At 69.9% G+C, this 20,578-nt stretch carries 19 protein-coding genes; 12 read left to right on the forward strand and 7 right to left on the reverse strand.

Annotation, left to right across the window (positions count from 1 at the left end):
- Positions 1-357 precede the first annotated feature (357 nt).
- Complete coding sequence (locus tag ISP_RS04250; protein WP_013222750.1) at positions 358-1,116, reverse strand: MBL fold metallo-hydrolase; 759 nt, start codon at positions 1,114-1,116, stop codon at positions 358-360.
- A gap of 94 nt (positions 1,117-1,210) precedes the next feature.
- On the opposite strand from ISP_RS04250, the gene ISP_RS04255 reads away from it, so the two are divergent.
- The 7 genes from ISP_RS04255 to ISP_RS04285 all read left to right on the forward strand — a co-directional run bounded on the left by ISP_RS04255 (position 1,211) and on the right by ISP_RS04285 (position 7,172).
- Positions 1,211-2,047 (forward strand): exodeoxyribonuclease III, encoded by an 837-nt coding sequence (locus tag ISP_RS04255; RefSeq protein ID WP_013222751.1) that lies wholly within the window; start codon positions 1,211-1,213, stop codon positions 2,045-2,047.
- Between the two features lie 316 nt (positions 2,048-2,363).
- Complete coding sequence (locus ISP_RS04260) at positions 2,364-2,741, forward strand: hypothetical protein (protein WP_013222752.1); 378 nt, start codon at positions 2,364-2,366, stop codon at positions 2,739-2,741.
- A gap of 46 nt (positions 2,742-2,787) precedes the next feature.
- The gene (trpS, locus tag ISP_RS04265; protein WP_013222753.1) at positions 2,788-3,819 is read left to right on the forward strand and encodes a tryptophan--tRNA ligase; all 1,032 of its coding nucleotides are present in this window, start codon (positions 2,788-2,790) and stop codon (positions 3,817-3,819) included.
- Positions 3,816-4,316, forward strand: coding sequence for an ATP-binding protein (locus tag ISP_RS04270; protein ID WP_013222754.1), 501 nt, complete (start codon positions 3,816-3,818; stop codon positions 4,314-4,316). The genes trpS and ISP_RS04270 overlap by 4 nt, the downstream gene beginning before the upstream one ends.
- A 243-nt stretch (positions 4,317-4,559) precedes the next feature.
- Positions 4,560-5,570 carry an inner membrane protein YhjD gene (gene yhjD, locus ISP_RS04275; protein WP_013222755.1) on the forward strand — a complete coding sequence of 337 codons (1,011 nt, stop codon included), beginning with the start codon at positions 4,560-4,562 and terminating at the stop codon, positions 5,568-5,570.
- 58 nt (positions 5,571-5,628) lie between these two features.
- A complete protein-coding gene (locus tag ISP_RS04280; protein WP_013222756.1) occupies positions 5,629-6,738 on the forward strand; it encodes an acyl-CoA dehydrogenase family protein in 1,110 nt (369 codons plus the stop codon).
- Positions 6,735-7,172: a winged helix-turn-helix transcriptional regulator gene (locus ISP_RS04285; RefSeq protein WP_013222757.1), complete on the forward strand. Its 438-nt coding sequence runs from the start codon at positions 6,735-6,737 to the stop codon at positions 7,170-7,172. Before ISP_RS04280 ends, ISP_RS04285 begins: the two co-directional genes overlap by 4 nt.
- On the opposite strand, the gene ISP_RS04290 is transcribed toward ISP_RS04285, so the two are convergent.
- Complete coding sequence (locus tag ISP_RS04290; protein WP_013222758.1) at positions 7,169-8,413, reverse strand: D-alanyl-D-alanine carboxypeptidase family protein; 1,245 nt, start codon at positions 8,411-8,413, stop codon at positions 7,169-7,171. The genes ISP_RS04285 and ISP_RS04290 overlap by 4 nt on opposite strands.
- Before the next feature lie 43 nt (positions 8,414-8,456).
- On the opposite strand from ISP_RS04290, the gene ISP_RS04295 reads away from it, so the two are divergent.
- Both ISP_RS04295 and ISP_RS04300 read left to right on the forward strand, forming a co-directional pair.
- Positions 8,457-8,696 (forward strand): SCO4848 family membrane protein, encoded by a 240-nt coding sequence (locus ISP_RS04295; protein ID WP_013222759.1) that lies wholly within the window; start codon positions 8,457-8,459, stop codon positions 8,694-8,696.
- Between the two features lie 63 nt (positions 8,697-8,759).
- On the forward strand, positions 8,760-10,157 hold the full coding sequence (locus ISP_RS04300) for a S8 family peptidase (RefSeq protein ID WP_034286006.1): 1,398 nt from the start codon (positions 8,760-8,762) through the stop codon (positions 10,155-10,157).
- A gap of 287 nt (positions 10,158-10,444) precedes the next feature.
- On the opposite strand, the gene ISP_RS04305 is transcribed toward ISP_RS04300, so the two are convergent.
- From ISP_RS04305 to sdhC, 5 genes are all read right to left on the reverse strand, one after another.
- On the reverse strand, positions 10,445-11,359 hold the full coding sequence (locus ISP_RS04305) for a hypothetical protein (protein ID WP_013222761.1): 915 nt from the start codon (positions 11,357-11,359) through the stop codon (positions 10,445-10,447).
- A gap of 130 nt (positions 11,360-11,489) precedes the next feature.
- A complete protein-coding gene (locus ISP_RS04310; RefSeq protein WP_013222762.1) occupies positions 11,490-12,260 on the reverse strand; it encodes a succinate dehydrogenase iron-sulfur subunit in 771 nt (256 codons plus the stop codon).
- Positions 12,260-14,014 (reverse strand): succinate dehydrogenase flavoprotein subunit, encoded by a 1,755-nt coding sequence (sdhA, locus tag ISP_RS04315; protein ID WP_013222763.1) that lies wholly within the window; start codon positions 14,012-14,014, stop codon positions 12,260-12,262. Before sdhA ends, ISP_RS04310 begins: the two co-directional genes overlap by 1 nt.
- A gap of 20 nt (positions 14,015-14,034) precedes the next feature.
- Positions 14,035-14,448 (reverse strand): succinate dehydrogenase hydrophobic membrane anchor subunit, encoded by a 414-nt coding sequence (locus tag ISP_RS04320; RefSeq protein ID WP_013222764.1) that lies wholly within the window; start codon positions 14,446-14,448, stop codon positions 14,035-14,037.
- A 1-nt stretch (position 14,449) separates the two neighbouring features.
- Positions 14,450-14,893 carry a succinate dehydrogenase, cytochrome b556 subunit gene (sdhC, locus tag ISP_RS04325; RefSeq protein WP_013222765.1) on the reverse strand — a complete coding sequence of 148 codons (444 nt, stop codon included), beginning with the start codon at positions 14,891-14,893 and terminating at the stop codon, positions 14,450-14,452.
- Between the two features lie 395 nt (positions 14,894-15,288).
- Between sdhC and ISP_RS04330 the strand changes: the two genes are divergently transcribed.
- The 3 genes from ISP_RS04330 (at position 15,289) to ISP_RS04340 (ending at position 20,578) form a co-directional block, all read left to right on the forward strand.
- Positions 15,289-17,280 (forward strand): NPCBM/NEW2 domain-containing protein, encoded by a 1,992-nt coding sequence (locus ISP_RS04330; RefSeq protein ID WP_013222766.1) that lies wholly within the window; start codon positions 15,289-15,291, stop codon positions 17,278-17,280.
- 11 nt (positions 17,281-17,291) lie between these two features.
- Positions 17,292-19,148 (forward strand): glycoside hydrolase family 97 protein, encoded by a 1,857-nt coding sequence (locus ISP_RS04335; RefSeq protein WP_013222767.1) that lies wholly within the window; start codon positions 17,292-17,294, stop codon positions 19,146-19,148.
- Between the two features lie 287 nt (positions 19,149-19,435).
- The gene (locus ISP_RS04340; RefSeq protein WP_013222768.1) at positions 19,436-20,578 is read left to right on the forward strand and encodes a BMP family lipoprotein; all 1,143 of its coding nucleotides are present in this window, start codon (positions 19,436-19,438) and stop codon (positions 20,576-20,578) included.

Raw genomic sequence — 20,578 nt, forward strand, 5'->3', positions numbered from 1 at the left:
GGGCGGGCGACAACTGAATCGCGGCAGGAGCCAGAGGTGTCCGCGGGGTCTCCAGGGGGAGTCTCGCGGGCCGGACGGGCTCGGCCGGGTGGCATGGCGGCCGGCGGGGATCGAGCCTGGGGACCGCGCTCGGACGGGGGTCGGAGCGCGTGGCGGAGATCGTTGGTGCGTCGGCGGCGGGGTGCTGCCGGGCCGGGTCGGCGTCCCGGAAGGGACCGGGCTGAACTGGTGATGGTTCGGCGGCCGGATCTGCTGGACGGCGGCGGTGCTCGGCCGGGGTGTGCTGGGCGGCGGTGCTCGGATCTGATGGGCGCGGATGGCCGGGGAAGGGCCATCCCCTACTCCGCAGGTCGGCCGTCAGAGCTCGATCGCGAAGTCCTCTTCCGCGACCAGCACCTCGCCGCCGAACTCGGCGCGGGCCTCCTCGGCGGCTGCGGGGCGGTCGGTGCCCGGCCAGAAGTGGGTGAGCAGGAGCCTGCGGGCGGCCGCCCTCTGTGCCCAGTGGCCCGCCTCTGCCGCCGTCATCAGATAGCGGGGCTCTCCCTCCGGCGGTGGGGTGCGGAGGGTGGCGTCGCAGATGAGCAGGTCGGCGTCGCGGCCGAGCGCGGCCAGCAGGGGCGATGGTCCCGTGTCGCCGGTGTACGCCACCGTCAGCCCGGGCGCCGTGAGGCGCACGCCGAAGTTCGGCTGGTGGTGCGGCAGCGGGTACGGCGTCATGCGGAACGGTCCGATGTCGGCCGGCTCGGCCAGGTCGTGCACCTCGAACAGCGTCTCCGGGTGCGGGTGGGGCTCCAGGGCCTCGAGCCGGCGGACCGTGCCGGGCGTGCAGTGCAGCGGCAGCCGTGCCGCGGGTGCGCCGGCCTGGACGGTGTAGTGCCACGCCCGCCCGAGCGCGCTCACGTCGGCGCAGTGGTCGGGGTGCTCGTGCGTCACGACGACTGCGTCGGGCAACCCGTCGCGGCAGTGCGTGAACAGCCGCGGTGCGGCGCCGTACCCGAGGTCGAGGACCACGCGGAAGCCGTTGTGCACGAGCAGGAATCCGGCGCAGGCGCGGCCGGGCTCCGGCCACGCGCCACAGCTCCCCAGCACGGTCAACCGGCTCGCCGCTTCGCCCATGCGCGACAGTCTGGCACCGCAACCCCGGCTCCCCGCACCGGTTTTCCGGGCCCGCCGCGCCCGGTTCCGTGGCCGCGGCGCCCTGGCCGGTAGCGTGCACTGGGTGCTGACTGTCTCCACCGTGAACGTCAACGGCCTTCGCGCCGCCGCCAAAAAGGGCTTCGTCGAGTGGCTTGCCGCCACGAAAGCCGACGTGGTCGCCTGCCAGGAGGTGCGGGCCGAAGCCAGTCAGCTGCCCGCCGCCGTTGTCGGCCCCGATGGGTGGTTCTCCGTGCACGCGCCTTCGGCCGTCAAGGGGCGCAATGGCGTTGCCGTCTACAGCCGGGTTGAGCCCGAAGAGGTGCGGATCGGCTTCGGAGAGCCCGAATTCGAGGACAGCGGGCGGTACCTCGAGGTGCACCTGCCGAACGTCGTCGTTGCGAGCCTTTACCTGCCCAGCGGGGACGTCGGCACCGAACGGCAGGACGAGAAGGAACGGTTCATGGCCGCGTTCCTGCCCTACCTCGCCGAACTGCGGGCGAAGGCCGCCGCGGCGGGGCGGGAGGCCGTGGTCGTCGGGGACTGGAACATCGCCTACGACACCGTCGATCTCAAGAACTGGCGCGGCAACCGCAAGAACTCCGGCTTCCTGCCCGAAGAACGCGCCTGGCTCGGCCGCGTCTACACCGAGGCCGGCTACACCGACGTCCAGCGCCGGCTCGACCCCGAAGGCCCCGGCCCGTACACCTGGTGGTCCTACCGCGGCCAGGCCTTCGACAACGACTCCGGCTGGCGCATCGACTGTCAGCTCGCGACGCCCGGGCTCGCCGAGAAGGTCGTCGACGTCGTGGTCGAACGGGCCGCCGCCTACGACCAGCGCTGGTCCGACCACGCGCCGGTCACCGCGACCTACGACATCGACTTTCCCCGCGAGCCGGCCCAAGAGGTGTAGACCACTCACGTTCCGGTGAAAGTCACCGGCACGGCAGGACGCCAATCGAACCGCGCCGCATCGGCGGCGACTGGCGCAGGCTGCGGAGAACGGGTGACACCCGATCGAGCATGCTCTACTCCGGGTAGTAGTGAAGTCGCCCGGCTGAGTGGCGAAGTGAACCTCGGGGGCGATTGGAGCGTCTTAAAGGATGAGCGCTACCCTCGCTTCCGAGTTGATCAGAACCGGCAGGTCTTGACACGCTCGGTAGTTTTCTGACCAGTAGCACGCAACGCCTCACTCGGATGGGTGAGCGTTACTCGCGGGAGGCACTCCGGTGCGCAACCCAGGTCGAACCCTGTTGCGGTCCACCCTGCGCGGTTTCCGCGCGGCCGTGGTGCTCGCGCTCGTCCCGGCCGGCCTGCTCCTGGCCGGCGGTGGCAGTGCGTTCGCCGCCGTCACGACGACAGCGCAGGCCGACACCAACGCCGCGACCTTCGGCGTGCTCGGCCCCGTCGGGCTGGTCGCCGTCGCGCTCGGCATCGTCGGCATGACGCTGGGTGTGCTGCGCCAGCGCCGCAAGACCCGCCTGGCCGAAGCTGCCCCCGCCGTGCCGGAAGTTCCCGACCCGGTCACGGCGATGGCCGAAGCCGTTCTCGGCGAGCCCGACATGACGCCGACGCGGCCGTTCCTCACCCAGCGCCCGAACGCCTGAGGGCCCTCGGCGCCCGTCGCTCGTCCCGGCCTGGAAGAATCCTGGCGTGTCCGAAGAGCAGACCGTCGCAGAGCGCCGCCCGCGGGTCCTGTCCGGGATCCAGCCCACCGCCGACTCGTTCCACCTCGGCAACTACCTCGGCGCGCTGCGCCAGTGGGTGCGGCTGCAGGACACGCACGAGACGTTCTACAGCGTGGTCGACCTGCACGCGATCACCGTCGAGCAGGACCCGAAGGTGCTGCGGCAGCGCACCCGCGTCTCGGCCGCCCAACTGCTCGCCATCGGCATCGACCCGCAGCGCAGCGCCCTGTTCGTGCAGAGCCACGTCCCGGAGCACGCCCAGCTGAGCTGGGTGCTGGAGTGCCAGACCGGCTTCGGCGAGGCCGGCCGGATGACGCAGTTCAAGGACAAGTCGGCGAAGCAGGGCTCCGACCGCTCCAGCGTCGGCCTGTTCACCTACCCGGTCCTGCAGGCGGCCGACATCCTGCTGTACCGGGCGGACGCCGTTCCGGTCGGCGAGGACCAGCGCCAGCACCTGGAGCTGACGCGCGACCTCGCGCAGCGCTTCAACAACCGGCTGGGCAAGACCTTCGTGGTGCCGGAGCCCTACATCATCAAGGACACGGCGAAGATCTACGACCTGCAGGAACCGACGGCCAAGATGAGCAAGTCGGCGTCGAACGTCAACGGGATCATCGAGCTGCTCGAAGACCCGAAGCGCTCGGCGAAGAAGATCCGCTCGGCGGTCACCGACACGGGCCGCGAGGTCAAGTTCGACGCGGAGAACAAGGCGGGCGTCTCGAACCTGCTGACGATCTACTCGGCCCTGACCGACCGCACGATCCCGGACCTCGAAGCGGCGTACGAGGGCAAGGGCTACGGCGACCTGAAGAAGGACCTCGGCGAGGTGTTCGTCGAGTGGGTGACGCCGATCCAGGACCGTGCGAAGTCCTATTTGGACGATGTGGCGGAACTGGACAAGGTCCTCGCCGCGGGGGCCGAACGCGCCCGCGAGGTGGCGTCGAAGACGCTCGCGAAGACCTACGAGCGGATCGGGTTCCTCCCGCCGGTGCGGTGAAGCTGATCCTGCTCAACGGCCCGCCGGGCAGCGGCAAGTCGACGCTCGCCCGGCGCTACGCCGACAACCACTCACCGGCGTTGGCCCTGGACGTGGACCGGATCCGCGCGATGATCGGCGGCTGGCGTGCGTCCCCGGGCGAAGCCGGTCTGCTGGCGCGGGAAATCGCACTGGCGGCGGCGCGCACCCATCTCGCCGCGGGGCACGACGTGGTGGTGCCGCAGCTGGTGGCCCGGCCAGGGTTTCCGGAACGCCTCGAAGCGGTGGCGAGCGAATGCGGGGCGAGCTTCCACGAGGTCGTGCTGCTGCCGGGGCGCGAAGTGGTCCGGCGCCGCTTCGCGGCCCGCGGTTCGTCGGAAGTCGAGGTCGCCGTCCCGCTGTCCGAGCCGGAGCTGGATCAGGCTTACGAGGCGGTCGCGGCGTTTGGCACGCGGCGCGGGGTGCCAGTGCTCACCGCGGCGGACGCCTACCCCGCCTTGCTGGCCGCCCTCACCTGAGTGGACCCCTGTGGCGGGGCCGGGGGCACAGACCCGAAAACTCCCCCGCCCTCCCTGGGGGGCGTGCCCAAGTCCAGTCTATCGGCAACCCCCGACGACACCGGTTTTCCCGGCCGCGAAACAGCCGGCTGTCCACAACCGGCCACCCCTGTGGACAACCACCGGCGGCCCCATCAGCAGGACACCTCCCCCGAGGGAACCGCTCGCGTTGCGGGGTTCACCAAGCGTGGTTAGCGTTTCACGGTGGCGAACGAAGAGAAGGAAAAGCTCCTGCCGCGGCTGCGGCGGAAGTACCCGTGGCTCGATCACCTCATCCGGGCCAACGACGCCTTCACCGAGCGGTACGGCAACCACTACGCCGCCGCCATCACCTACTTCAGCGTGCTTTCCGTCTTCCCTCTGTTCATGGTGGCCTTCGCCGTGGTCGGGCTGGTCGTCAACCACGACAAGACGATCATCATGAAGATCACCGACGGCATCAACAACTCCGTGCCCGAAGGCCTCAAAGACCTCGTCAACGGCATCGTCAAGGGCGCGCTCGACTCCGGCGGCGGGATCGGGATCTTCGGCCTGCTCATCGCCCTCTACTCCGGCATCGGCTGGATGTCGAACCTGCGGGACGCGCTCACCGCGCAGTGGGGCCAGGAAAAGCAGCCGCAGCCGCTCGTCAAGCAGACGCTCAAAGACCTCGTCGCGCTGATCGGGCTCGGGGTCGCGCTCATCGTCTCCTTCGCGCTGACCGCGGTCGGCGGCGGGGTCGGGCAGTTCCTGCTCGAACTCGTCGGGCTCGAGCACGCCACCTGGGCGATCGTCCTGCTCCGCGGGGCGACCATCGTGCTCGGACTGGCCGCGAACACGCTCGTCTTCCTCTGGGTCATCGCCCGGCTGCCCCGGGAGCAGGTCGCGCTGCGCAGTGCCGTCAAGGGTGCCGTGGTCGCCGCCGTCGGGTTCGTCATCCTGCAGCAGGTCGGCTCGCTCTACCTGGCCAGCGTCACGAAGTCGCCGTCGGCCGCGCTGTTCGGGCCGGTCATCGGTCTGCTCGTCTTCGCGAACCTCGTGTCGCGCTTCCTGCTCCTCATCACGGCGTGGACGGCCACGGCGAAGGAGAACGAGCGCACCGTCATCGCACCCCCGCCGCCGGTGCGGCTGGAGCAGAGCGTCACCGTGCAGCGCGGACCGGGCCTCGGCAGCGTCGCGGGCGCCTTCGGGGCCGGCGCGCTGCTGGCGTGGCTGGGCGGCCGCCGCAAGTCTTGACACCCGGCCCACCAGTAAAGAAAGTGAACCGGTAAGAAATCTGAACCGGAGGGGTTTCGTGCTGCTGGACGCCGCCCGCGAGTGTGCCGACCTCGCCAAGACCCTCGCGCCCGTCACCGAGCGGCAGCGTGCGTTGCCGCCCGAGCTGGTCGCGAAGCTGACCGACGCCCAGCTGTTCCGCACCGGCGTCCCCGGCTACCTCGGCGGTCCCGAGGCCCCGCCCGCCGTCAGCCTCGAAACCGCCGAGACGGTCGCGCGCGGGGACGCCTCGGCCGGCTGGTGCGTCTCGATCGCCGTGACGAGCAGCCTGCTCTCGGCCTACGCCCCGCGGAAATGCGCCGAGGAAGTCTTCGGAGACCCGCACACGGTCGCCGCCGGTGTCTGGGCGCCGCGCGGCACCGGCAAGAAGGTCGACGGCGGGTACGTCGTCTCCGGCCGGTGGGCGTTCTGCAGCGGCATCCCGCACGCCGACTGGCTCTTCGCCGGGTTCGTCCACGAACAGGCGCTCTACGTCGGCGCGCTGCCCAAGGCCGAAATCGAAGTGCTCGACACGTGGCACACCAATGGCCTGCGCGGGACCGGCAGCCACGACTGCGTCGCCGACGAACTGTTCGTCCCGGACTACCGCGTCTTCTCGGTGATGGGCGGTCCGCCCGCGGAAGCCGTTGCGCTGCACCGGTTTCCGCTCTTCGGCTTCTTCGCGCTGTCGGTGGCGGCCGCCACGCTGGGCAACGCGCGCGGCGCGATCGACGACCTGGCCGAGCTCGCCTCGACGCGCCGGCCCCTCGGCTCCAGCCGATCGCTGGCCGAGCGGTCGGCGACCCAGGCCGCCGTCGCGGAGGCCGAGGCGGCCCTGCGCGCGGCCCGGCTTTTGTTCTACAGCAGCATCGACGACGCCTGGCAGGCCGCGCAGGGCACCGAACCGGTGCCGGACGCGCTCAAGCTGGGTCTCCGGCTGGCCGCGACGCACGTGACGCGCACGGCCGCGAAGGTCGCCGAAAGCATGTACGACCTCGGCGGCGGTGCGGCGATCTACGAGACTTCGCCGTTGCAGCGCCGGTTCCGCGACGCGCACACCGCGACCGCGCACTTCCAGGTCAACCCGGCCAGCTACGAACTGCCCGGCAAACTGCTGCTGGGCGTCCCGGCCCGGACGGAACAGCTGTGACCGGCCTCGGCCACCGGTTCACGGCGGACTCGGTCGGCCGCGCGCTCGACCTGGTCGGCGAGCGGTGGAGCCTGCTCATCCTGCGCGAGAGCTTCTTCGGGGTGCGCCGCTACGGCGAGTTCGCGCGCAACCTGGCCATCCCGCGCCCGACGTTGTCCGCGCGGCTGAAGACCCTCGTCGACGCCGGTGTGCTCGAACGCGTCGACCCGGTGCCGGAGTACGTGCTGACCGCCGCCGGGCGCGACCTCTTCGGCGCCGTCGTCACGCTCATGCAGTGGGGCGACCAGCACCTCGCCGGACCGGAGGGCCCGCCGATCCTCCTGCGGCACCACGACTGCGGCGAGATCGCCGGGACGTTCGTGGCCTGCCGGCACTGCGGCGGCGCGATCACCTCCGACCGGGTCACCCCGGAGCCGGGGCCCGGGTTCCGCTAGCTCGCGGCCTTCTTGCGCTGGTGCCCGACCACGAACCCGCCGAGGATGATCAGGAACACCACCAGCGTGATGATCCAGCCGGTGGCGCCGAACGGGTCTTCCTTCGCCGCCGGCGCGGCCGCCGACGTGCCGCCGTTGCCGGTGCCGCCGTCGGCGAGCACGGACGGGTCGCCGCTCGCGGGCGTCGTGGCGGGCGGCCGGTAGGTGATCTGGCCGACCGGCGCGGCGCGGTCGTCCTCCAGCGCGAAGCCGTAGTCGAGCAACTTCGCCGCCTGGTCGACCACCTTCGTCGGCTTCTGCTCCGCGCGCAGCATGACGACCGCGAGGCGCTTGCCCTTGCGCTGCGCCGCGCCGACGTAGGTGTGGCGCGCGTCGTCGGTGAAGCCGGTCTTGCCGCCGAGGAAACCGGGGTAGACGCCGAGCAGCTTGTTGTCGTTGAAGATCGGGATGGCCGGCTTCCCGCCGGCCGGCGGGAACTCGAAGTTCTTCGTCGCGACGACCTTCGCGAACTCCGGCTGCTTCATCGCGTAGTTGAAGATCAGGCTGAGGTCGTAGGCCGAGGTCGACATGCCCGGCCCGTCCAGGCCCGACGGCGTCGCGGCGCGCGTGTCGAGCGCACCGATCTTCGCGGCCAGCGCGTTCATCTTCGCCACCGCGGAGTCGGGCCCGCCGAGCGCCGTGGCGAACACGTGCGCGACGTCGTTGCCCGAGTGCATCAGCAGCCCGTGCAGCAGCTGGTCGACGGTGTACTGGCCGCCGGCGACGAGGCCGACGCAGGTGCACTCCTGCTCCGCGTCCTCCTTCGTCGCGACGATCGTCTGCTGCGGGTCCAGCTGGGTGACCACGACCAGCGCGAGCAGCGTCTTGATCAGCGACGCGGGCCGCTGCCGGGCGTGCGGGTCCTTCGCCGCGACGACCGCGCCGGTGTCGAGGTCCTGCACCAGCCACGACGCCGCGGTGTTGCCGTCCGGCGGGTTGAGCGCACCCGACGGGGTGACCAGGCCGCACTCGGCCATCCGGTTGCCGCCGACCGGGACCGCGGGCACGGCCAGCGGCGCCGGGGCCGGCTTGCCCGGCGCGGGCTTCTCCGACGTGTCGACCGGCGGCGGGGGCGCCTGGTGGTTCGCGCACTGGCCCGGCTGCGCCGCGGCGGCGGCCAGCGCCGGGGTGCTCAGGGCCAGGAGGGCGGCGGCGAGCGTCGTCGTGAAGACCTTGAGCGACCGGGAGACAACAGAGTGCACCCACGCAATCTAGCGCCGCGGCCCGCGTCGCATACTCAGGGGCATGCGCCTTTCACGCGGCACCTCGCTGTTCCTGCTGGCCTTCGGTGTGTGGTCGTGGATCATCTGGATCACCTTCGCCAAGAACCTGTGGGACAGCGACCGGGCCTGGACCCCCGACGGCTCGCCGACCGCCTACTTCGTGGTGCACGCCGTGCTGACGGTCGTGTCGTTCGTGCTCGGCACGATCATCGGCGTGCTCGGCTGGCGCGGGGTGCGCGCCACTTCGCGCGTCTCCTCCTGACTTTGGTCGGTGGCGCGGCCTCCGGGGCCGGTTTAGGTTGACGCCACAGACCCTGGAGGTGGAATGTCCCGTTTACGCCGAATGGCGGCCCCGCTCGTGCTGGCCGTCGGGGGCGGCCTGTTCGCGGCGGCCCCGGCCGCGGAGGCCGCGCCGGCCGCCTGCGACACGACGAGCACGCCGTACACCTACGTCGTGACGTACCAGCCGGGCACCCGCGCGTCGGCCGTCGACAAGGAGCTGGCGGCCAAGTGCGGGACGAAGGTCGCCTACTACGCCCCGATCGGCGTCGCGATCGCCAGCTCGCGCAACGCGGACTTCCAGCAGAAGATCGGCGTCTACCGGGCCTACTCCGGCGGCAAGGACGTGGCTTCCCAGGGCGCCGCGGCCTCGGCCCGCTCGCTGGGTGCGGTGCGGACGCTGGAGGACACGCGGTCCGTGGCCGCCGCGGGTGACCTGTCCGCGCAGCAGTGGGACATGAAGGCGATCCACGCGCCCGAAGCGAACAAGATCTACCAGGGCAGCCGCGCGGTGACGGTCGGCGTGCTCGACTCGGGCATCGAGGCGACGCACCCGGCGCTGAAGGCGGCGGTCGACCCGGCCGCTTCGGCGGGCTGCATCACGGGGGCGCCGGACCTGACACCGGCCTCGTGGGCTCCGACGACGTCGGACCACGGCACGCACGTGGCGGGCACGATCGCCGGCAAGGACAAGGTGGCGGGCTTCACGGGCATCGCGCCGGGCGTGCGGCTGGCCTCGGTGAAGGTCGTCAACGACGCCGGCTACATCTTCCCGGAGTCGGCGGTCTGCGGGTTCGTCTGGGCCGCCGAGCACGGCTTCGCGGTGACGAACAACAGCTACTACATCGACCCGGGCATGTTCTTCTGCGCTCACGAACCCGGAGACGCGGCGGCTTTCGAGGCCGTCCGGCGCGCGATCGAGTTCTCGACGCGCCACGGCGTCCTGAACGTGTCGGCGGCGGGCAACTCGGGCTTTGACACGACAAAGCAGACGACCGACCCGAACCGCCCCCACCCGGTGGATTCGACGTGCGGCATCCTCCCGAAGGCGATCGACGGGGTCGTGAAGGTCTCGTCGGTCGGCTACGCGGGCACGAAGTCGTCGTTCAGCAACTACGGCGAGATCGACGTGACGGCCCCCGGCGGCGACTTCGGTCAAACCCCGCCGGAGGGAGCAGGGCCGTCGTGCCCGCTGTCGACGGTGGTCGGCGGCCAGTACGGCTCGAAGTGCGGCACATCGATGGCCTCCCCACACGCGGCGGGCGTGGCGGCGCTGATCGCCTCCCGCTTCCGGGGCATCCCGCCGCAGCTGCTGGCCAGGATCCTGGAGGGCGAGGCGGACGTGGTGAAGTGCCCGGCCACGGAGACGGAGTGCACGGGCCCGGCGAAGAACAATTCGTACTACGGCCACGGCCTGGTAGACGCCCTGGACGCGGTGCGTTAGGAGTCACCGAAAGGGCTCCTTCGCTCGCGAAGCGGAGGAGCCCTTCCCCGGTTGGAGTACGGTCCACCGCATTCACTTGACCGGGTGTATACAAGAGAAGACGTCGTCCGTGCCTCGGTGTAGCCTGACCGGACCAACTAGCAATGAGCCGCCCACGGGGGGCTCGGGAATGGATTTCCATGTCAGGCGGCTCTGAGACGGGTGGTAACTGATCGTTCGATCAGCCACCTCCGCCCGGGCCGCCATTGGGGGTCCGGGCGTTTTTCTCTTCGGCCCGGCTCTTCGGCTCAACTCTGCGAGTAGTCGGCGATGAAGCCCATCCGGTCTCCCATTTCGGGGGCCTCCGCCGAGAACTCGACCACGATGTCCTGACCGATCCGGTGGCGTTGCAGGTTCTGGGCGTTCTGGTTGCGGACCTTGAAGGCGGCGGGGGACCGGACGTTCCGGAAGACGACCCGGTGCTCGAACTTGCCGACCTCCTTGGTGAACAGGACGTCGAAACTCTCCGGGGCGGTGCCGTTCATCAGGTCGGCCGAATAGCCCGGCCAATCCCATTCGACGGTGATGAGGTCACCGGCCTGGACCACCGTGCCCAGGTGGATGTAGATGTCCAGCTTCGGCTTTCCGTCCGCGGTGAACGTCCACACCGACGTGCCGTCGGCGCGGGTCCTCTGGTCGACGTCGTCCTCGCCGGCGTGGTAGGCGTGGCACCGGACCTTGCGCCGGTCGCGGTTCGTCAGACGGGTGGTGCCGTAGTAGACGAGGTTGACCGAGACGTACCGCAAGGTGCCGTTCGCGGCCGCGTCGAGCACCAGGTCCCGGCGGCAGTGCGCGTCGCCGTTTTCTTCGACGGTCACTTCCTGCCGCCATTCCCGCACCGACAACGGCGAAGGGGAATGCGTTTGGTCGGCGTAGGTGTGCAGGAGCTCTTCGATGTGCTTGAGCTTGCCGCGGAGACGCTGGGTGCCCGCGAAGGAAAGCGCACTCACCAGCACGAAGAGGCAGGCGGCCGCCGTGGCGAACGTGACCCGCAGCCAGGCGAGCCCGAGGACCTGGCCGAGGAGACCGACGGTGCCCAGTGACGCGAGCGTCCCGGTGAGGGTGCGGAAATAGCCGTAGCGGAAGACGTGTTCTTCGAGGTCTGCGACGAGGGGCGCCAGTCTGCGGGAAACAATGCGGCGAAGATCCGAACTTCCACCCATACGCTCGCATCCTGTAATCGGTGTCGACCCTTCAGGCTAGCCCACCCCCACACCGTTGCCCAGGACAAAAGAATGGCGAAAGGCCCTCCGGCACGCGTTGCCGGAGGGCCTTTCGGGTGTTGCTGGAAACTCAGACGCGCTTGAACAGCAGGGCGCGCTTCACTTCCTGGATCGCCTTGGTCACCTGGATCCCACGGGGACACGCGTCCGTGCAGTTGAACGTCGTGCGGCAGCGCCACACACCCTCGCCGTCGTTGAGGATGTCCAGGCGCTCCTCGGCCCCTTCGTCGCGGGAGTCGAAGATGAACCTGTGGGCGTTGACGATCGCCGCCGGGCCGAAGTACGAGCCGTCGTTCCAGTACACCGGGCACGATGACGTGCAGCACGCGCACAGGATGCACTTCGTCGTGTCGTCGAAGCGGTCGCGGTCCGCCTGGGACTGGATGCGCTCGCGCGTCGGCTCGTTGCCGTACGTGATCAGGTACGGCTTGATCGCGCGGTAGGCCTCGAAGAACGGGTCCATGTCGACGTAGAGGTCCTTCAACGTCGTCAGGCCCTTGATCGGGGCGATCGTGATCGTCGTCTGCTTGCCGTCCTTCGCCAGGAGGTCCTTCATGAGGACCTTGCACGCCAGGCGGTTGATGCCGTTGATCTGCATCGCGTCGGACCCGCACACGCCGTGCGCGCAGGAGCGGCGGAACGAGAACGTCCCGTCGATGTAGTCCTTGACGTAGAACAGCAGGTTCAGCAGGCGGTCGGTGCGCTGCGCCGGGACGTCGTAGGACTCCCAGTGCGGCTCCGAATCCACCTCCGGGTTGAACCGGAGGATCTTCAGCGTGACCGTGATCGGGGTGTGTTCGTCCGAAGCGGCCGGAGCGTCTTCAGTGGTTGCCGCAGTCATCAGTACTTCCGCTCCATCGGTTCGTAGCGGGTGAAGGTCACGGGCTTGTAGTCGAGCCGGATGTCCGAGGACAGCCCCGCGCCCTGCTTGTAGGCCATGGTGTGGCGCATGAAGTTCGTGTCGTCGCGGGTGGGGTAGTCCTCGCGGGCGTGGCCGCCGCGGGACTCCTTGCGCGCCAGCGCGCCCACGACCAGGACCTCGGCCAGCTCCAGCAGGAAGCCGAGCTCGACGGCCTCGAGCAGGTCGGTGTTGTACCGCTTGCCCTTGTCCGACACGGTGATCCGCTGGTACCGCTCCTTGAGCGCCTGGACGTCGGTCAGCGCCTGCTTCAGCGTGTCCTCGGTCCGGTACACCGAAGCGTGCGAGTCCATCGTCTGCTGCATTTCCTTGCGGATGTCGGCGACGCGCTCGTCGCCGTGCTCCGACAGCAGGCCCGCGAGCTGCTCTTCCACCAGCTTCGTGGGATCCGCAGGCAGCTCGACGTGCTCGTGCGCCAGCGCGTACTCCGCGGCCGCGATGCCGGCGCGGCGGCCGAACACGTTGATGTCGAGCAGCGAGTTCGTGCCGAGCCGGTTCGAACCGTGCACGGACACGCACGCGACCTCGCCCGCGGCGTACAGGCCAGGAATGACGTTCTCGTTGTCCCGCAACGCTTCGCCGTGGATGTTGGTCGGAATGCCGCCCATCACGTAGTGGCAGGTCGGGAAGACCGGCACCGGCTCCTTCACCGGGTCGACGCCCAGGTAGGTCCGGGAGAACTCCATGATGTCCGGGAGCTTCGCGTTCAGCGTCTCCTCGGGGATGTGCGTGACGTCCAGGACGACGTAGTCCTTGTTCGGCCCGCACCCGCGGCCCTGCAGCACTTCCTGCACCATCGAGCGGGCGACGATGTCGCGCGGCGCGAGGTCCTTGATGGTGGGGGCGTAGCGCTCCATGAACCGCTCGCCGGAGGCGTTGCGCAGGATCCCGCCCTCGCCGCGGACGGCTTCCGAGATCAGGATGCCCAGGCCCGCGAGGCCGGTCGGGTGGAACTGGAAGAACTCCATGTCCTCGAGCGGGAGGCCCTTGCGGAAGATGATGCCGAGGCCGTCACCGGTGAGGGTGTGCGCGTTCGACGTCGTCTTGAAGATCTTGCCCGCGCCGCCGGTGGCGAACACGATGGACTTCGCCTGGAAGACGTGCAGCTCGCCGGTGGCCAGCTCGTAGGCGACAACGCCGGAAGCGACCGGGTTGCCGTCCTCGTCCGGCGTGGTGACGAGGTCGAGCACATAGAACTCGTTGAAGAACTCCGTGCCGTACTTGACGCAGTTCTGGTACAGCGTCTGCAGGATCATGTGGCCAGTGCGGTCGGCGGCGTAGCAGGCGCGGCGGACCGCGGCCTTGCCGTGGTCACGCGTGTGGCCGCCGAAGCGGCGCTGGTCGATCTTGCCCTCGGGCGTGCGGTTGAACGGCAGGCCCATCTTCTCGAGGTCGAGGACCGCGTCGATGGCCTCCTTCGCCATGATCTCGGCGGCGTCCTGGTCGACCAGGTAGTCGCCGCCCTTGATCGTGTCGAAGGTGTGCCACTCCCAGTTGTCCTCTTCGACGTTCGCCAGCGCGGCGCACATGCCGCCCTGGGCCGCGCCGGTGTGGGACCGGGTCGGGTAGAGCTTGGTGAGGACCGCGGTGCGGGCGCGCTGGCCGGACTCGATGGCCGCGCGCATCCCGGCGCCGCCGGCGCCGACGATCACCACGTCGTACTTGTGGAACTGCATCGAAAAAGTCTCCGAGACTTTTAGTTCGCGGGCATGTTCGGGTCGAACGTGAAGATCACCATCGTGCCGACGGCCAGGATCAGCACCATCGAGACGTACAGCAGGATCTTCAGCCAGAACCGCGTGCTGTCCTTGCGGGCGTAGTCGTCGATGATCGTGCGCAGCCCGTTGCCGCCGTGGATCTCGGCGAGCCACAGCATCAGCAGGTCCCAGAACTGCCAGAACGGCGAGGCCCAGCGGCCGGCGACGAAGCCCCAGTTGATCCGGTGCACGCCGCCGTCGAGGATGTTCATGATCAGCAGGTGGCCGAGCACCAGGATGACCAGGACCAGCCCGGAGATCCGCATGAACAGCCAGCTGTAGAGCTCGAAGTTGCTCCGGCGCGCGGCCGGGCGCTTCGGCGCGCGCGGGTTCGCGAGGGCGAGGTCGGCCATGTCAGTTACCCCCGAAGAGCATTTCGGCGGTGCGCTTCAGCATGAAGAACGCACCGGGGACCATCACGACGACCCAGACCACGCCGATGACCCACAGCATCGCCTTCTGCAGCTTCGGGCCCTTCGACCAGAAGTCGACCAGCATGACGCGGATGCCGTTCAGCGCGTGGAACAGCACCGCGCCGACCAGGCCGACCTCGAGGAGGTTGACGATCGGCGTCTTGTAGGTCTCGATGACCTGGTCGTAGGTGTTCGGCGACACGCGCACCAGCGCGGTGTCGAGCACGTGCACGAACAGGAAGAAGAATGTGAGCACGCCGGTGATGCGGTGCAGCACCCAGGACCACATGCCGGGGTCGCCCCGGTAGAAGGTCCCCTGCCGGCGTGAGGCACCCGCCCGATCGCTCGCCTCTGCCGCGGGGGCAGTGCTCGCCGTGGTGGACATCGGTGAACGGCCTCCAACGTCTGACTGTGCGCCCGGTGGCCGGTGAGGTCCGCAGTCGCTGCCGGAGGGGGCGGCAATGCCGAAGTCAACGTCATCGAGCCTGGATGAATCGGATGCTAGACCCGCACCCGGAACGTGACTCACCTCCGGGTTCCCCTCTGTGATGGACCAGACACCGGCGCTCCGGCACCGCCACCCGGCGGTGTGGTGCAGCGCACTCGGCGGTGCGGCGCTGTCGGGTGTCCCGATGACCGGAGATCCGACGTCTAAGAGATCTGATATCTGATGCGCTAGGCCGAACGGCTGGTGATATCCGTGTGTCATTGACCAACCAGAACGTCGTCCCTAGCGTCGCTCGGACAAACATCGGATCTCTCACGATGGGGTGACGTCTGGTGAGACGACTCGGCCTGGTGATCGCCGTCGCGGCCCTGCTGCCCGTGGTGTCGGTCACGCCCGCACAAGCCCTGCCCGACGGACTGGCGCTGACCCCTCCGATGGGCTTCAACAACTGGAACACCACCGGCTGCGCCGTCGACGAGCAGCTCATCCGCGACACCGCGGACATCTTCGTCGACAAAGGACTCAAGGCCGCCGGGTACCAGTACGTCAACGTCGACGACTGCTGGGCCGAGCCGGAGCGCGACGCCGACGGGCGTATGCAGGCCAACAAGGCCCGCTTCCCCGGCGGCATCAAGGCGCTCGCCGACTACGTCCACTCGAAAGGGCTCAAGTTCGGCCTCTACACGAGTGCGGGCACGCTGACCTGCGCCAAGACCCAGCCGGGCGCGCTCGACCACGAGGACGTCGACGCGCAGACGTTCGCGGACTGGGGCGTCGACTACCTCAAGTACGACAACTGCAACAACCAAGGCCGCCCGGCGCTCGAGCGCTACACGAAGATGCGCGACGCGCTGAAGAAGACCGGTCGCCCGATCGTGTATTCGCTCTGCGAGTGGGGCGAGAACAAGCCGTGGACGTGGGGTGCCGACGTCGGGCACCTGTGGCGGACCACCGGCGACATCAAGGACAACTGGGCCAAGGTGCTCCAGATCCTCAAGGCGAACGCGCCGCTGGCGCCGTACGCCGGGCCGGGGCACTGGAACGATCCCGACATGCTCGAGGTCGGCAACGGCGGGATGACGACCGAGGAGTACCGCTCCCACTTCTCGCTGTGGGCGATGATGGCCGCCCCGCTGCTCATCGGCGCCGACCTGCGCAAGGTGTCGCCGGCGAACTTCGACGTCCTGCGCAACGCCGAGGTCATCGCGCTCGACCAGGACCGCCGCGGCGTCCAGGCGCGGGTGCTGTCCAACCAGGACGGACACTGGGTGTTCGCCAAGCCCCTGGACGGCGGAGACGTGGCGATCGCGCTGTTCAACGAGACGACGTCGTCCGCCACGATCGGCACCACCGCGGCGGACGCCGGGCTGCCGCAGGCCGCCGGGTACACCGCCCGCGACCTCTGGGCGCACCGCGACCTCCAGACGGCGGGCCGGCTCTCCGCGGTCGTCCCGCCGCACGCGACGGTCGTCTACCGGGTCCACGCGGGTGGGGCGTGGTGGCGGAACGCGCCGCTGGTGAGCACCGGCATCGAGCTGGCTTCGCCGGTCCCGGGCGTCCCGGGCGAGATCACGCCCGCCGGGAAGCCGTTCGAGGTCACGGTGTCGGCGACCGACGAGGCCCGCGCCCCGGTGTTCGACCCCCGCGTGACGCTGACCGCACCCGCGGGTTGGCGCGTCGAGCAGGTGGCCCGGCCGTGGCAGGTCGTGCTCGGGACCGGGGAGACCGCGGCCGGCCGCTGGCGGGTCACCCCGCCCGCCGGGACCGAGGGCACGACGGCGGTGCTGCACGGCGGCGTCACCTACCGCGCGCTCGGGTTCGGGCAGCTCACCTGGGCCGGTGACCAGCAGCTGACCGTGCCGGCGGCGCCGCCCACCGCGTCCGCGTGGGCGAGCGACCTGCGCTGGGCCGCGGAGAAGAACGGCTACGGCCCGGTCGAGCGGGACATGTCCAACGGCAGCATCCCCGCCGGCGACGGCAAGCCCCTGACCATCAACGGCGTCGTCTACCCCAAGGGCCTCGGGGCGCACGCGCCCAGCGAAGTCGTCTTCTACCTGGGCGGGCGCTGCACGGCGTTCACCGCGGACGTCGGCGTCGACGACGAGCGCGAGGCGACGAACAAGCAGGGCTCGGCGACGTTCGAGGTCTACGCGGACGGGACGAAGGCGGCCGCGACGGGCGTCCGGACGTGGCAGGACCCCGCACTGCCGCTGGCGGCGGACCTGCACGGGGCGCAGTACCTGCGGCTCGTCGTCACCGACGGCGGCGACGGCAACTCCTACGACCGCAGCGACTGGGCCGGCGCCCGGCTGACTTGCGCCTGAAGGGACTTCGCATGAAGAAGCGCATGGGAACGGCGGCCGTCTTGGCCGTCGGGGTGGCGCTGGTCGGGCTGCCGGCCGCCGGGCAGCCCGCGCCGGTGACGTCCTGGACGCTCACCGCGCCGGGGGCGTCGCTGGCGCCCACGCCGGCCGCGCACATCGCCCTGGACCGGGGACGGCTCACGCTGTCGGTCACCCGCGGTGCGACGACGGTGCTCGAGCCGTCCGCACTCGGCGTCGAGACGGCGAACGGTGACCTCACCCAGGGGCTGAAGGTCACCGGGATCACGCAACAGCCGGTGCACGACGAGTACACGACCACCACCGGCAAGCGGCTGCAGCACACCTACGACGCCGCCGAAACCACGCTCGACGTCAAGGGGCCCGGTGGCGCGTTCGCCGTCGTGGTCCGGGTCTCCCGCGACGGCGTCGCTTACCGGTACGTCTTCGACACCCCGAAGTGGGTGACGGTCGTGCGCGAGGCGTCGGAGTTCGCCGTCCCGCAGGCCGCCGACTCCTTCCTGCTGCCGTTCGACAACGGCCGCAGCGACTACGAGAGCATCCACGTCCACAAGCCGGTCGCGCAGCAGGACCCGGTCGAGTACGGCTACCCGGCGCTGTTCCACGTCGGTGACACCTGGCTGTCGGTCCTCGAATCCGACCTGAACGGCAGCTACGCGGGCTCCCGGCTGACGCTCACCCCGCAGCACCGTTTCCAGCTGACCCTCGGCGACCCGGCGGAAGTCGCGAAAGGACCCTTGGCCACGCCGTGGCGGGCGCTGATCGTCGGCGACCTGGCCACCGTGACGCAGTCCGACCTCAGCACCGACCTCGCGAGCCCGGCGAAGATCGCCGACACGTCGTGGATCAAGCCCGGCGCGGGGGCGTGGTCGTGGTGGTCGGAGGGCACCGGTGACCTGGCGCTGCAGGAGAAGTACGTCGACCTCGCGGCCAAGGAGGGCTGGGCGTACAACCTCGTCGACTCGGGCTGGAACGCCGCCTGGGTGCCCGACCTGGTCGCCTACGCCAAGCAACGCGGCATCGGCAGCTGGCTCTGGGCCGACGCGAAGATCACCGACACCGACAGCGAGCGGGAGAAGAACTTCAAGCAGTACGCCGACTGGGGCGTGGTCGGCCTGAAGATCGACTTCGTCGAGTCCGAACGGAAGGACCGCACCCGCTGGTACGACGCGGTGCTCGCGGCGGCCGCGAAGTACCACCTGATGGTGAACTTCCACGGCGCGCCGATCCCGCGGGGCATCCAGCGGACCTGGCCGAACGTGATGAGCGTCGAGGCGGTGAAGGGCGCCGAGGGCACGAAGCCGAAGCCGGGGCGGGTGCCGTTCCCGATCGAGCACTACCTGACGCTGCCGTTCACGCGGAACCTGTCCGGCTCGATGGACTTCACGCCGGTGACCTTCTCCGGCGTTCGGCCGACCAGCGACGGCGGCGAACTCGCGCTGTCGGTGCTGTTCGAATCGGGCGTCCAGCACTTCGCGGACAGCGTCGCGAGTTACGACGCCCACCCCGTCGCCGAGCGGCTGCTCAAGGGCATCCCGACGGCGTGGGACGACACGCGGCTGCTGGCCGGCGACCCCGGGAAGCTCGCGGTGATCGCCCGCCGCAGCGGCGCGCAGTGGTACGTCGGGGCGCTGGCGGCGGGGCCGGCGGCGCGGCTCGACGCGCCACTCGATTTCCTCCCACCGGGTGATTGGCTCGCCGAGATTTACGGCGACGGCGCCGACGGGCAGCTTCAGGTCACGACACGGCGCGTGACATCCGGCGGCGTCCTCACCGTTCCGGTGGCCGCGAACGGCGGATTCGCGGCGCGCCTCTGCGTCGCCCCCGCGGGCGCGTCGACCTGCCCCTGAGTAGCCCGAATGGCCTCCGCAGGCGGCCATCGGGGCACGGAACGCCCTGGTGGCGGCCTGTTGGGGCCCTGTTCGGCCCGGCCGCTCCGCCGTTCGGATGATCACATTGGGTGTCCGGTTCGTCGCACGTGCGACTCGTGAGTAAACGTTTGTGTTACGTAGCGTGCCTTTCCTATGGCGCATTCCTGTCCGCCGGGTACGGTCTGGCGGTCGACCCGGCAGTAGGGCCGGGTCGTGCCCTTGACCATCCGCTGGATCAGCGGGGAGGGAGACACACGTTGCGTCGCATGCGTGGAACCGCGCTGGCCGCCGCGGCCATGGCCGGGGTGCTCGCCCTGGCCGGGTGCGCCAAGGACTCGAGCGGTGGCAGCAGCAACAACAGCGCCGCACCTTCGTCGGGCGGTTCCGACTGCGTCACCGCGCAGAAGCCGCCCGCGGCGCCCGCCGCGTCGAGCAGCACGGCCGCCGCCGGGGAGAAGGTCGACGGCAGCAAGCTGAAGATCGGCCTGGCCTTCGACGTCGGCGGCCGGGGTGACGCGTCGTTCAACGACGCCGCCGCCGCGGGCACCGACAAGGCGAAGTCCGACCTCGGCGTGACGACGGTCAACGAGAGCACCGCCTCCGCCAGCGAGGCCGAGTCGGCCAAGCAGCAGCGCCTCGAGCAGATGGCTTCGCAGGGCCTGAACCCGATCGTCGCGGTCGGCTTCGCCTACGCGGACTCGGTCAAGGCCGTCGCCGCCAAGTACCCGAACACCAAGTTCGCGATCGTCGACGACGACTCGATCCAGCTGCCGAACGTGACGCCGCTGGTCTTCGCCGAGGAGCAGGGCTCGTTCCTGGCCGGCGTCGCGGCCGCGTACAAGAGCAAGAACTGCCACATCGGCTTCGTCGGCGGTGTCAACACCCCGCTGATCCAGAAGTTCGAGGCCGGCTTCCTGCAGGGCGCGAAGACCGCTTCGTCCAAGATCAAGATCGAGGACGAATACCTCACCCCGGCCGGTGACTTCTCCGGGTTCCAGGACCCGCCGAAGGGCAACGCGAAGGCCGCGGCCGAGATCGCCAAGGGCGCGGACGTCGTCTACCACGCCGCCGGCGCCTCGGGCAAGGGCGTGTTCGACGCCGCCAAGGCGGGCAACGCGCTGGCCATCGGGGTCGACTCCGACCAGTACAACCAGAAGACCGTCGCGGCCGACAAGGACGTCATCATCACGTCCATGCTCAAGCGCGTCGACGTCGCGGTGTTCGACTACATCCAGGCCGTCGCCAAGGGTGACCTGACGGTGCTGCCGAAGCGGTTCGACCTCAAGGTCGACGGCGTCGGCTACGCCACCTCCGGCGGCAAGGTCGACGACATCAAGGACGTCCTGGACGGTTACAAGGCCCAGATCATCTCGGGCGCGATCACCGTCTCGGACAAGCCGCAGAAGTAG

It is taken from the genome of Amycolatopsis mediterranei, assembly GCF_026017845.1.
GTDB classification, from domain to species: Bacteria; Actinomycetota; Actinomycetes; order Mycobacteriales; family Pseudonocardiaceae; genus Amycolatopsis; species Amycolatopsis mediterranei.

Coding starts and splice junctions, on each gene's coding strand:
- ISP_RS04250 (WP_013222750.1), bottom strand. CDS start 1,116: ATGGGCGAAGCGGCGAGCCGGTTGACCGTGCTGGGGAGCTGTGGCGCG.
- ISP_RS04295 (WP_013222759.1), top strand. CDS start 8,457: ATGCGCCTTTCACGCGGCACCTCGCTGTTCCTGCTGGCCTTCGGTGTG.
- ISP_RS04300 (WP_034286006.1), top strand. CDS start 8,760: ATGTCCCGTTTACGCCGAATGGCGGCCCCGCTCGTGCTGGCCGTCGGG.
- ISP_RS04305 (WP_013222761.1), bottom strand. CDS start 11,359: ATGGGTGGAAGTTCGGATCTTCGCCGCATTGTTTCCCGCAGACTGGCG.
- ISP_RS04310 (WP_013222762.1), bottom strand. CDS start 12,260: ATGACTGCGGCAACCACTGAAGACGCTCCGGCCGCTTCGGACGAACAC.
- sdhA (WP_013222763.1), bottom strand. CDS start 14,014: ATGCAGTTCCACAAGTACGACGTGGTGATCGTCGGCGCCGGCGGCGCC.
- ISP_RS04320 (WP_013222764.1), bottom strand. CDS start 14,448: ATGGCCGACCTCGCCCTCGCGAACCCGCGCGCGCCGAAGCGCCCGGCC.
- sdhC (WP_013222765.1), bottom strand. CDS start 14,893: ATGTCCACCACGGCGAGCACTGCCCCCGCGGCAGAGGCGAGCGATCGG.
- ISP_RS04335 (WP_013222767.1), top strand. CDS start 17,292: ATGAAGAAGCGCATGGGAACGGCGGCCGTCTTGGCCGTCGGGGTGGCG.
- ISP_RS04340 (WP_013222768.1), top strand. CDS start 19,436: ATGCGTGGAACCGCGCTGGCCGCCGCGGCCATGGCCGGGGTGCTCGCC.